The sequence below is a fragment of the Nodosilinea sp. FACHB-131 genome (assembly GCF_014695395.1).
GTDB lineage: Bacteria > Cyanobacteriota > Cyanobacteriia > Phormidesmidales > Phormidesmidaceae > Nodosilinea.
Genome location: NZ_JACJOF010000002.1, coordinates 1 through 12,923, shown reverse-complemented (window position 1 = coordinate 12,923; position 12,923 = coordinate 1). Strand labels below are relative to the sequence as shown.

The 12,923-nt window shown below is 56.3% G+C and carries 7 protein-coding genes and 1 pseudogene; 7 read left to right on the top strand and 1 reads right to left on the bottom strand.

Features of this window, described 5'->3' with window-relative positions:
- Nucleotides 1-24: 24 nt before the first annotated feature.
- The 7 genes from H6F75_RS00045 (at nucleotide 25) to H6F75_RS00015 (ending at nucleotide 12,582) form a co-directional block, all read left to right on the top strand.
- Nucleotides 25-600 (top strand): hypothetical protein, encoded by a 576-nt coding sequence (locus H6F75_RS00045; RefSeq protein ID WP_190748000.1) that lies wholly within the window; start codon nucleotides 25-27, stop codon nucleotides 598-600.
- A 128-nt stretch (nucleotides 601-728) separates the two neighbouring features.
- Nucleotides 729-1,199 (top strand): hypothetical protein, encoded by a 471-nt coding sequence (locus H6F75_RS00040; protein ID WP_190747999.1) that lies wholly within the window; start codon nucleotides 729-731, stop codon nucleotides 1,197-1,199.
- A gap of 29 nt (nucleotides 1,200-1,228) precedes the next feature.
- Nucleotides 1,229-1,894, top strand: a complete 666-nt coding sequence (locus H6F75_RS00035) for a hypothetical protein (RefSeq protein ID WP_190747998.1) — start codon at nucleotides 1,229-1,231, stop codon at nucleotides 1,892-1,894.
- Between the two features lie 54 nt (nucleotides 1,895-1,948).
- A complete protein-coding gene (locus tag H6F75_RS00030) occupies nucleotides 1,949-3,370 on the top strand; it encodes a hypothetical protein (RefSeq protein WP_190747997.1) in 1,422 nt (473 codons plus the stop codon).
- Nucleotides 3,371-4,140: 770 nt separating this feature from the next.
- Complete coding sequence (locus H6F75_RS00025) at nucleotides 4,141-4,458, top strand: hypothetical protein (RefSeq protein ID WP_190747996.1); 318 nt, start codon at nucleotides 4,141-4,143, stop codon at nucleotides 4,456-4,458.
- 229 nt (nucleotides 4,459-4,687) lie between these two features.
- A complete protein-coding gene (locus tag H6F75_RS00020) occupies nucleotides 4,688-7,525 on the top strand; it encodes a PAS domain S-box protein (protein ID WP_190747995.1) in 2,838 nt (945 codons plus the stop codon).
- Nucleotides 7,526-7,686: 161 nt separating this feature from the next.
- The gene (locus tag H6F75_RS00015) at nucleotides 7,687-12,582 is read left to right on the top strand and encodes a PAS domain S-box protein (protein WP_190747994.1); all 4,896 of its coding nucleotides are present in this window, start codon (nucleotides 7,687-7,689) and stop codon (nucleotides 12,580-12,582) included.
- A 104-nt stretch (nucleotides 12,583-12,686) separates the two neighbouring features.
- Here H6F75_RS00015 and H6F75_RS27880 read toward each other — a convergent pair.
- Nucleotides 12,687-12,923, bottom strand: a pseudogene (locus tag H6F75_RS27880) (hypothetical protein); the annotation flags it as partial.

The following is a 12,923-nucleotide window of genomic DNA, read 5'->3' as shown; positions in this document are numbered from 1 at the left end:
CAACGCACTAAAGGACTTTTAGCTATGACCGAACCCGTCAGCCTTCACTCATTCTGCAAAGAGAACGGCAACCTACCCAAAACTTCCGTGCGCCGATGGCTCAATGACCACGGCTACAGCACCAGCGACGGGCTCAGCCCTGCTGCTGTCGAGGCGGCGCTCGCGCAGTTCTGCCCCGTGCCTACACCCGCTGCGCCTGATATGGCTGGCTTGACCATCCATGCTGGCAACCACTGCACCACTGTCAATTTGCCCAATTACCAAGGACTAACCGTTGACCTCGGGCAGTTTCGAGAGTCTGAGGCGCTGGTCATTGATGACCCGTTGGCGGTGGCTGAGCAGTTTTTGCAGGCGGCCGACTTGATTCAAGGTGCACTGGCCGATGACATTGCTGCCCGTGAGCAGCGGCTACGGGCCACAAAGCAAGCCCAAGGTGCGATCGCCGCCAAGGCGCAGGAGTTAGCTCTGGAGCAGCGCCTCTACCGCCTGCAAACGGCACAGATTGACCAGGCGCAGACCGACGAAACGACCGCCTTGGCCGATGCCCTGGCGCAGCTGCAAAGCCTGGGAAAGCCCACCGAGGCCGATACCGCCGCCTAATTTTGTTGGCTCTAGCTATTGCTGGGGTCGCGATCGCACTTTTCATTGCTCACTAAAACCCCCAGCCGGTTGGCAGACCAGGGCTGGAGGCTTGCCCGAAAACCATTACGTAAACGGACACCCCCATTATGAAACCGATCCACGGGGTATTCGCCCTGGCCATCGTTGGCACCGCGATCCCCAGCGTTAGTAACCTCGGCAACTTCGCCTCGAAAGTCACCACCGCCCGCGCCGAGGCCAGTCGTATCGGCGATGACATGACCGAGCTCACGCTGAGCCAGCAGGAGCAGGTGCAAAAAAACGAGGTGGCGATCGCCCGCTATCAAACCGGCTGCATCCCGGTGGTGAGTGCTGATCAGCAGCGCTACGTCTCGCTGGTGCTCAACCTCCCGGTGCTCGACAGCGCCTCCGCTCAACCCATCCCAGTAGGCTCCGTCGTCTGCGACGCCCACGGCAACACCGGGGTGATTACCGACGATGACCGCGACTCCAGCACCCCAGGCGTCACTCAAAAGATGGCCTTTACCGGCGATAAATCCTTAGTTGACTGGCGCATGAGCCAGTACCAGGGTGCCGCCTACTACCTGCCCTCAAACTAAGCCCAGCACACCTTTAGAGGGTCAAACCTATGACTACCTATTCCACTAAAAAACGCTCCAACCGGGCCCCAAATTCAGGGGCCAAGACCGCCAGGCAGCTACTCTACTGGCTCGCCATCTGTGTGGCCTGCGTCGTGGCCGCCGCCAACCTGCTGCCCTACTGCAAAGCGGTATCTTTGGCCCTGATCAATATCTTTGACCTGCAAGGCCTGGTGGGCTTCTTTGGTAACCGGGCCCTCGCCCTGATCTCAATCCCGATTGGAGTCGTGCTGTGGGCCTTCATCCAGACGGCCGAGGCGTACCCGATTCTGCTGAAGCACGACCGCAAGCTGATGCGCCTGATTGCCCTGGAGGCCGATGCCGCCGACCAACTACAGGTGAATGAGGACGACGATCCCGCCCTGGCGCGGCTGAAGGAGTGGTACAACCGCTTTCCCCTGCTCAGCATCCGCAGCGCCAACCGGGCCAGCCTGTGCGCCTACATCGTCGATACCTGCATCTGCTTAACCGTCTTCCCCCCCGTTGAGGGCGGTTTTGGGCAGCTGGTGTTTGTCATCTTCACCGGCCAGTGGGGCCTCGTCAACTGGGGCAGTGTGGGGCTGATCGTCACCATGCTGTTCTGCTTTGAACTCATGGTGCGCTTCATCTTGTTTCTCGGTCTGCAATGGCACTACCTGAAGCGAGCCCACGGCTAGATAACACGGCAACTGGGGGCAACCATGCCCCCTTACTTTTTTTGGGAAACCATCATGAGCAATTTAGTTAAAACCCACCCCCTCTGGATTGATACCGCTGAGGATGCCGCTGAAGGGATGCACAACCCCAAACTCTATATCGGGGGTGGCCTGGCCGGTGGTCTCGTGCTCGGTAGCCTGCTGAATCCACTCACGGGCCTAGCTGCCCTGGCCTATGGCCTCTACCTGGCTTGGGACGCTAATGAGCGCAACAGTGACCAAATCGAGGCCGTCAGCGAGGGGCTGATCGCCCACCTGCTGGATAAAAAGCAGCTGCGTAACTACCAAGCCGATGTCGGTGCCGACCAGGTACAGGCAGAACTGGCCCAGGCGATTGCGCGGGAACTGCGCCTCTCAGACGAGGCCGAAACGTTAGCCAAGTCGTTGGGGCTACTGGGTAAACCAAAGGCACAGCCACAACTGCCCCCAAAGCCGTTGGAGGCAGCGTCACCTAGCCCCTCATCGGCTGATGCTGCCCCGGTGCCTTTTGCCTCGATCCAACTTGACCCAGACTGCCCCCACTTCTTGCTGCTGGCGGGTAGTCGGGAGGGCAAAAGCAACGCCCTCCGCTGCTTGCTTGATGGCCACGCTCGCGTCAACTACGTGAGCACCAAGGCCACCGACCAGGTGCCGGCACACTGGGAGGGCTACGTTCTCTGGGGTACGCCGGAGGAGAAGGGTAAGCAGTTGCAATGGTTGCTCACCTACTGGGGGGCGAAACTAGCCGCCCATGCCGAGGGCACCGATACCGAGCCCGAGTGGTTCGTCTTTGATGAGGCGATCCAAATTCGGACCTATGCCAAACGTTCAAAGGTCAAAGGCCTGGCTGATGCCCTCGCTGGGCTACAGGTTGAAATTGCGACTCAGGGAGCAGCGATCGCCGCCTATGGGGTGCTGCTGGCCCAGACCAAAAACGCGGGGCCGTTGGGTATCGACCTCGACCTGTTACAGCAAAATTTCAGGATGGTTTTACCCTTGAAAAGTAAGCGGCGGTTGGCCCTCTCAGTGATTGAAAAGATGGGCGGGCTACGGCTCACCACGGAGCAACGGGAGGACATTCTCAGCAACCCTAACCGCTACTTGCAGCTGTGGTTAGGAGAGGATGAGGACATCTATCACGATGTCTTGCCCAAGTTTCAAGGGACGTTGAAGCCGCTAATTAAATGCCTCATTGAGGATGGCACCAGCGCACCGCAGCAGCCCCAGGAAACGACCGAACCCAAACCCCTAGGAGTGAGGATTTTAGATTATCTGAAGGGGCACGGCGAGGCCAAAACCGCAAGGGAAATTCGCAACTCTTGCACCCGTCCTACTGATAACCCCAGGGCATCAACAGACGAGGTTAAAGACTTGCTTGGTCTGATGATTTCTGAGGGGCAAATTCAGCGATGGGATGAGGGTAGCACTGAGCGCTATCAAGCAACTGGCACAGCGTAGGGTGCAGGCGTAGGTGAGCGATAAAAAGGGCTGTAGGTGCTTTCACCTACGATACCTACACCCACCTACACCGCCTACGCCTACACCTCATCACCTACGCCACCTACACCACCTACACTCCAACTGTCACACACCCCGCCGAGCTATTTAGGAGTAGCAGAAATGACCTGGCAATGCCCTTACACCCCACACGAGTTGCACCAGTTCAACCCCTACAATTTTGCCTACGGCGATCGCGTTGTCTTGCCCAATGGAGAGTTAGGAACTGTGTCTAAGGTGAGCTATAAATATGGTTCACGTCGATGCTGTTTCCGGGGCTGAGTGGAAAGGGTTGTTGGCAGAGCTGAAGCCAGCGATACCCGATGAAGTGGGGCAGCTTAGAGTTCAGCAATTGAGCCTGCTGTAGCCACACCTAGGGATAGTTCTGAATAGTCGCCTTTTGCTACGCCCCTACTTAGGGCGATCGCGCAGCAGTCGCACAGTACGCCATCATCTGCCCTTGGCTCAGTACCGAGGGCTTTTTGCTGCTTACGCTCGCTGCCGCAGGTCCATCGCTACCAGCACAGCAGCGCCCGCCAACCAGCTCAGGTTAAAGCCCAGCAGAGTATATATTGGCCAATCAGATGGCCATGCCCCAAAATCCATCAACGCACCCATTGCAACATGCCTATGGTCCCCTAACCCAACCCCCAATGCAAGGCGGTGTGAGTTGAGCAGAAGTGAGTTGTGATTCAGTTATGCTCCCTGGAGAAACGCCAGGCACCGCAATAATGGGGCAAGTCGTACCATCACAAATCTTCGCCATGATTACTCAGCCTGAAGAACCACGCAAAGGAGTAGGCCCACTACACCAAAGGGCCATTGATATTGTCACGACCAGCACAGGCAACCTTGCGGAGCTGGAAGAGTTAGAGGCGTTGTTTGACCAGGCCAGTGGTGAAGAGTCTAAGTTAATTGGATGGGAAACCGAAGGGTGGATTGTGGCCCACAGCGACCCTCTGCTCAAGGCCCACGACCTGAGCTGGGTGAATAGCTCATCGACATTCAAAACAAAACCCCCACGGGCCAGCGGTGCCGGTGGGGGTTAGGGTGCATCTACGGGACGTTTTCAGGAACTCGCTGCTGTGGTTAGGGTGCCCCGGTTGGTGGGGCGCGGTAGTGGGGGCAGGATGCAATCGGCCAGGTGGCTTAGTCGGTGGAGCTGACCCGCTTGCAGGCATAAACATTACCTACCGAGTCCTGAGCGATCGGTATTATCTAGTTGTGAGCTTCTGGGTATTAGACGTCCGACTACCTCCCGCTACACTGCTCCGCAACGTGATTTCAATCAAGAGGATGCTGAATCTGACCCGCTCTCCACTATCGCGCTATGGCATCGCTGGTCTCAGCGTTTTACTGGCAACCCTGCTGATGTTGCTGCTGAACCCTGCGCTGGCTATGACTCAGAGTCCTTTCCTGCTATTCTTTGGCGCTGTCATGATCAGCGCTTGGTCTGGCGGCTTCGGTCCGGGTCTGTTTGCCACGGCTTTATCTGGGTTGATTAGCACCTACTACTTTATCCCGCCCCTTTATTCTCTCTCCCTCAACTGGTCCAGCGGCTTGCGGCTGAGTCTATTTTTGCTAGAGGGCGTGCTCATCAGTGTCCTCGCTGGCGAACTGCGGGTGGCCAAGCAGCGGCTTGAGCGCACGTTGTCACAGCTACGGCGCAGTGAAGGAGACTATCGACAGCTTGCCATGCAGTCGCAGGCACAGGCGAAGACCTTAACGGCCATCTTCTCCGCGTCCGTCGATCATATCTACATTTTTGACCAAGAGGGGCGCTATGGCTATGTCAGCGATGGTGCTGCCCAGGTACTCGGTTTGTCACCCGATGCCTTGCTGGGCAAAACATGGCGCGACATTGGTTTGCCCGCCGCGCTCATGGAGCCAGTGGATGCCCAGCGAAAGCAGGTGATGTCTACCGGGCGATCGCTCAAGAGTGAAACTGATTTTGTCACAGAAAACGGAGTCCGGTCCTACGAGTACATTCTCACGCCGCTGAACACAGACCCCTCAACACAAGCTGTTGTTGTCATTTCTCGCGATATTACTGAACGTAAGCAAGCAGAAGCTGAACGTCACCAATCGCTGCTGCGAGAACAAGCGGCCCGAGCCGAAGCAGAGGTGCAGCGCAATCGGCTGCATTCGCTCTTGGTTCAGGCTCCGGCTTCTATCTGTATCGATCGTGGTTCTGAGCATATCTTTGAGTTTGCCAATCCGCTCTTTTCGCAATTGGTGGGGCAGCGTGAACTAATTGGCCGCACAGTGCGGGAAGCCTTCCCTGAGATAGAAGGACAAGGTTTTTTTGAGTTGCTAGACCAGGTGTTTGAAACAGGAGAAGCGTTTGTAGGCAATGAAGTAGCGGCTCGATTGGATCGTCAAGGCAATGGCACGCTCGAGGAAGGGTTTTTCAACTTTGTCTACCAGCCGATCTTCGATCTTAACGGTGCGGTAGAAGGAATTATCACCTTTGGCTTTGAGGTCACCACTCAAGTGGTAGCCCGGCGGCAAGCCGAGGCTTTAGCAGAAGACTTAAGAACCCAACAGATTGCACTCAAGAAAAGCGAAGCCCGCTTCAGCCGCCTGGTGGAAGCCAATATCATTGGCGTTCTTTTGGCCGCACCTAACGGCACTATTCTGGAGGCCAACGATGCCTTCCTCAAAATGGTGGGGTATACCCGTGAAGACTTGCAAAAGGGCTTAATGAATTGGGGTGAGATGACGCCACCAGAATACCGTCAACAGGACGAGCAAGTCTTACAGGAACTGGCGAGCACCGGCAGTTGTGCTCCGATTGAAAAAGCATATATCCGCAAGGACGGTAGCCATGTGCCTATCTTACTGGGAGCCGCACAGCTCGAAAGCGACGAGCTGGCTTGGGTTTGTTTTGCTTTAAATCTCACAGAAAGTAAGCAGGTTGAGGTCTTACTGCGTCAACAAGCGGAGGCTTTAGCCCAGGCCAATCGATTAAAGGACGAGTTTCTTGCGACCGTTTCCCATGAATTGCGGACACCCCTAAATGCGATGTTGGGTTGGGCAACCATGCTGCGTGAAAAACAACTGGATGAAGCCACTCAACAGCGAGCGATCGAGACGATCGAGCGCAATGCCAGAGCGCAAAACCAATTGATCAATGACCTGTTAGATGTCTCTCGGATCATTACCGGCAAACTTCGCCTAGATGTTCGCCCTGTTGCGCTTGTTTCGGTGCTGGAGGCGGCGATCGATTCGATTCGACCAGCCGCAGAAGCCAAGGGTATTCGCCTGCAAAGTCTTCTAGACCCGGCTGCGGGTCCCGTTTCTGGCGACCCAGATCGGCTGCAGCAAGTGTTTTGGAATTTGTTGTCCAATGCCGTGAAGTTCACACCGAAAGACGGCCGCATTCAGCTTCGCTTAGAGCGCATCAACTCACACGTTGAGATCACCGTCAGCGATACCGGACAGGGCATTAGTCCCGAGTTTCTACCCTATGTATTTGATCGCTTACAGCAAGCGGACAGTACCACTACGAGAACTCATGGTGGGTTGGGGCTGGGCTTAGCGATTGTGCGCCATTTGGTTGAACTCCATGGCGGACACGTTCAGGTGGCGAGTGCGGGTGAAGGTAAGGGAACGACTTTCATGGTTAATCTACCTATTACGATCTTTCGTCCCGAACCAACCGCTACTGAACGCGTGCATCCGGCTGTCAGCGATACGGCTCCTTTCATCGATGCGCCTAGCTTGGCTGGGATAAAGGTTTTGGTTGTCGATGACGAAGCTGATGCCCGAGAGCTCCTAGCCACACTGTTGAGGCAAAGCGGGGCCGTGGTAACCGTTGTGACATCGGCACAGGAAGCGTTGGCGACCATTACCCAAAGCTCGTCAGAGCAAAGACCTGACATCTTGGTGAGTGACATTGGCATGCCCGAGGTAGATGGGTATACGCTGATACGACAAGTGCGCGCCTTGACGCCAGAACAGGGAGGCAGAATGCCAGCCATTGCTCTCACCGCTTACGCACGCACGGAAGACCGCATCAAAGCATTGGCGGCAGGCTTTCAATCCCACGTTCCCAAGCCAGTAGAGCCCGCTGAATTTATTGCAGTTGTGGTCAACTTAAGTGAGCGCTTGTAAGGGCTTACCAATAATGGCAACCAATTCTTGAGGTTTCACACTTTGGAGCACGTACTAGATAAGTCTTACTTAAATTAAAACGTCTATCTTGAGGACGATTTATATTTCCGCCAGAGTCTAGTTGAATGGATTTACCGTTTATGCATACGGCTCCATCTTCAATGAAACGCAACGCGAGCGGAAAGTTTGTGAACAACTGGGAGCGAGAGACCAAACATCGATTCTGCCTATCCTTAACCCAAACAGCTTGGCGATCGCTCGATCAAGCAGCGCAACAACGGGGTATCTCTCGCTCTGAAGTGATCGAACAGTTCGCCCGTAGTTTAGAGGCGGAGTCTACCACCCACGACCATGGGGAAAATTCTCAGATCGCTCAGCTGCAAAACCAACTGCTTGAGCCACAGCAGCAGAACCAGGCGTTAGAGGCGCAGTTAGCCCACACGTCAAGCCAAGGCGATCGGGCGATAGAGCCTAAAGTCGTCGCTATTTTAGAAAGCATCACCGATGCATTTGTGGCCTTTGACCGCCAGTGGCACTACACCTACGTCAACCAGGCAGCGGCCCAAATTTTGCGCAAAGCCCCGGAAGATCTGATTGGCAAACATGTTTGGAACGACGTTTTTCCTGAGGTGGTGGGTGGGGTAGCCTACGAGGCTATGCACCGAGCGATCGCTGAGCAAGTTCCGGTGGCCTGGGAAGAGTTTGGTGAGCCCGTTCAGTGCTGGCTGGAGGTAAAAGCTTATCCCTCCCCTGAGGGACTCGCGGTTTATTTTCGCGATATGACCAACCGTAGGCAAGCCGAGGTAGAACGGGAACAACTACTCCGCGATTTGGAAACAGAACGCGCCCAGTTTGAAGCGGTGCTACGGCAGATGCCGGCGGGCGTCTTGATTGCCGAGGCCACGTCTAACAAATTGATCCTAGCCAATGAGCAAGCAAAACAAATTTTGGGATATGGCTACGAGCCGTCCTCCGAACTAGAGGACTATGTCCCTCTCACTCCCTTTGACGCGTTTCGCCCCGATGGGCAAAAATATGAGCCCCATGAATTTCCCCTGCCGCGAGCGCTGAGAGCTGGTGAAGTCATCATCAATGAGGAGATGGAGCTTCGCCAGGACGATGGTCAGCGGACCGTAATTAGCGTCAGTTCAGCCCCAATTTTGGATCGGCAAGGGCAAATTTTGGCGGCCGCCGTAGTGTTTCAAGACATCACCGAACGTCAGCAAACCGAAAGGCTCCTCAGGCAGCAGGCTGAAGATCTCGAAAACCAGCAGAAATGGTTAGAAGCCGTTCTCGATTTGATGCCAACGCCAACCGCCTTTATTGACCCAGAAACCGCAAAAGTCGTTTTTGCCAACCGCATCGCCAATGAGCTAGCCGGGGGTGATTTGCCTAAAAACAAATCCCTGGAGGAATATGCTGACGCCTATTACTGCACCGATGCCCAGGGCGACCGCATTGCCACCGAGCAAATGCCCGCCGTGCTCCTTGCCCGTGGGGAGCAGTTACAGAACCTTGAGATGAACTGGCATACCCCCGTCGGCATTCGGGCTACCCTCTGCTGGGGAGAAACCCTGCCCGCCATGTATGGGCACGCGGCGATCGGCATTGTCATGTTTCAAGATGTGACCCGCCTCAAGCAGATTGAGGCGAACCTGCGGCAGGCCGAAGAGCGCCTACAGCTAGCTCTCTCGTCGGCCCAAATGGTCGCCTGGGATTGGGATGTAGAAACGGATCAGGTCGTCTGTTCTCCCAATGCCAAAGAAATTTGGGGCATAGAGGTGGGCACCGCAGACGAGTTTCAGGCCTTCATCCACCCCGACGATCGCCCGCTGCTCAGGCAAGCGACCGCAGAGGCCGTCGCGGGGGACCAGTCTTTCGCCCAAGAATATCGCGTGGTCGCTCTCAACGGTGAGGTGCGCTGGCTTAAGGCTCAGGGGCAGGCCTACCTCAACGAATCTGGGCAAGCGGTACGCGTGGCCGGGGTTTCGCTCAACATTACCGAGCGCAAGCACATCGAAGCCAATCGCGAGGCCCTACTGGCAGAACTCCGGCGCAAAGAACAGCAGCAGCAGTTTTTGATTGAACTCAACGATGCTGCTCGCACCCTGCAAGACTCAGAGGAGATTGTCTGGCAGGTCGTCAACGCTACCGGCAAGCATTTCAACGTCACGCGCTGTGCCTACGGTGAAATTGATGTCGCCCAAGAACATGTGATTGTCGATCGCGATTACTGCAACGGCGTCATCAGCGTTGTGGGCAGACACCACATGGACTCCTTCGGAGCTGAGATCATTGCCGAGTTGAAGCAGGGCAAAACCGTTGTGGTTGACGATGTCAATCTCGACCCGCGCACTGCTGGAGTCGGAGCGGAGGCCTTTGCTGCTATTGAGACCCAATCGCTGCTCTGCGTGCCGCTGGTAAAGCGCGGGCGGTTTGTGGCCCTGCTGGTGCTCCACCATGCGGCCCCTCGCGCTTGGACAACAAACGATGTGGCCCTGCTGGAGCGCATTGCCGAAAAAACCTGGCTGGCGGTAGAGCGATCGCGGGCAGAGGCGGAACTGCGCGAGAGCGAAGCGCGGCTACAGCTCGCCCTCAACATTGGCCGCATGGGCACCTGGGAATGGGACATGCAGGCCAATACAATGCGTTGGTCGGCGGGGCATTTCACTATTCTGGGGTATCAACCCGACGAATGCGTTCCGAGCTACGAGCTGTGGGCCAGCCGCGTTCATCCCGATGACCTACCAGCTGCGGCAGCCCAGCTCCAGCAAGCGATTCAGGAGCGCGCCGAGTACTATCACGAGTATCGACTGCGCTGGTCCAATGGGACCATTCGCTGGGTCGAGGCCAGGGGGCAGTTTTCTTACGATGGCCAAGGCTACCCTAGGCAGTCGATTGGCGCGGTCATCGATATTACCGACCGCAAGCAAGCCGAGCAGGAGCGAGAACAGCTGCTCGAGCGAGAACGCCTGGCCCGAGCTCAGGCCGAAGCCGCCCAACAGCAGCTGGCCACCCTCGTTGACGTCTCCCCGGTTGGGTTGGCGCTACTGGACGATGAGCAGCGGTTTATCGCCATCAACGACGCCCTGGCTGAAATCAATGGGTCATCTCGTGAGCATCACTTGGGTAAGTCCGTTCTAGAGCTATTTGGTCAATCTGATCCTGCTGTCGTCGAAGTCATTGGCCAGATTTATGCCACAGGTGAGCCGTTCATCTCGCCCAGCCTACCCGTCAATATACCTGGGCGTGACGATCGCCGCCCTGGCTACTACAACGTTCACTATTTGCCAACGGTTGACTCAAATCACCAGATAGAAGGACTTTTAGCCTATGTTGTCGATGTCACCGAGCGCGTCAATCTAGAGCGCGCTCAGCGGTTTTTGGCTGAGTCAAGCGCCGTGCTGGCGTCGTCTCTCGACTACCAAACGACCCTAGAGCAAGTTGCCCAGCTCACCGTCCCCAAACTGGCCGACTGGTGCACCGTTCACATCGTGGAAGAGAATGGCGCAATTGACCAAATTGCCGTGGCCCATGTCGACCCAGCCAAGCTGGAATGGGCTCATCAGATCCGAGACAAGTATCCCCTAGATACCGATGCAGAGCGCGGCGCGGCCCTGACCCTGCGCACCGGTCAATCAGACCTTGTGCCTGAAATTCCCGATGAGCTGTTGGTCCATGCCGCCAAAGACCCTGAACATTTAGAGATTTTGCGGCAGGTTGGCTTTAGCTCAGTGATGACGGTGCCGCTGCGCACTCAAGACCAAGTGGTCGGCGTGATTTCGTTCATCGCGGCTGAGTCGGGTCGCCGCTACACCGCCGCAGATTTGCAGCTCGCCGAAGAATTGGCGCACCGAGCTTCCCTGGCGATCGAAAATGCTCAGCTTTATCGGGCCGCTCAGCGTGATCGCACCAAAGCCGAGACCGCCAACCGCATTAAAGATGAATTCTTGGCCGTCCTGTCTCATGAGTTGCGATCGCCCCTGAACCCAATTTTGGGCTGGGCCAGACTATTGCGCAGCAGACAGCTGGATGCGGCCAAAACGGATCAAGCCTTAGAAACCATTGAGCGCAACGCCAAACTCCAGGCCCAGCTGATTGAAGACTTGCTCGATGTTTCCCGCATTTTGCAGGGCAAGCTGACGTTGAACGTTACTCCAGTAAATTTAGTCACTACGATTGAAGCGGCGGCTGAAACCGTGCGCCTGGCGGCTGAAGCCAAACGGATTCGCATTCAAACCACGCTGCATGCGATCGCAGGCCAGGTTTTGGGCGACACCAACCGGCTCCAGCAGGTGGTTTGGAACCTGCTCTCCAATGCGGTCAAGTTCACCCCGGCGGGTGGGCAAGTCGCCATCATCCTAGAGCAGGTTGACGCCTACGCTCAAATTCAGGTGAGAGACACCGGCAAGGGTATCCATCCAGCCTTTTTGCCCCACGTGTTCGATTATTTTCGTCAAGAAGATAGCACTACCACCCGCCAGTTTGGCGGCCTGGGCCTGGGCCTAGCGATCGTGCGTCAGCTCACTGAGCTGCACGGTGGGCTGGTGGCAGCCGACAGTCCAGGCCAAGACCTGGGCGCGACCTTTACCGTACTGCTACCCCTCCACCTGGCAGGGCAGGATCAGCCGTCCGCCGCTAAACCGTTAAAGAAAGCGACCGACTTAACGGGGCTACGAGTCTTGGTGGTGGACGACGAGGCCGACATGCGAGAGCTGGCCTCCTTTATCCTCACCCAGGAGGGTGTGCAGGTGGCTACGGCAGCCTCAGCTATCCAGGCGCTCAGCCAGCTGAATCAGTTTGTGCCCGACCTGCTGCTGTGCGATATCGGCATGCCAGAGATGAATGGCTATGAACTGATTCAGCAGATTCGCCAACGGCGTCACGACCAGGGTGGCAATATTCCTGCGATCGCCCTGACGGCCTATGCGGGAGAGGTCAATCAGCAGCATGCCCTGGACGCTGGCTTTCAGCTGCATCTGGCCAAACCCATTGAACCAGACCTGCTGGTGAGCGCGATCGCCACGCTGGTGAAGCCTCAACCCAAAGAATGTTAGGGCGTGTTTTAGGGGCCTAGAGCTAGGCTCGGACATCTCTGTCATTAATCAGGTGCAAACTCAGGAGGCGTCAGAACGTTCCCAATGTGGCTTTAGAACTAAAATTACACTCCTGATTCAACTGATTGACCCTGTAGATGTGCTTGAAGAAGGGGCCTGAGTGACGTAATGGTCCTAATCAGATTCTGAGGCTCAACAGGCTTGGTGACGTGCCGTTGAAAACCGGCCGCTAGCGCCTGCTGCTGATTAAGCTCTCCAGCATAAGCCGTTAGGGCGATCGCGGGAATAGTGCCGCCCTGCTCTGGGGGCAAGAGCCTAACCTGGCTCATCAGCATGTAACC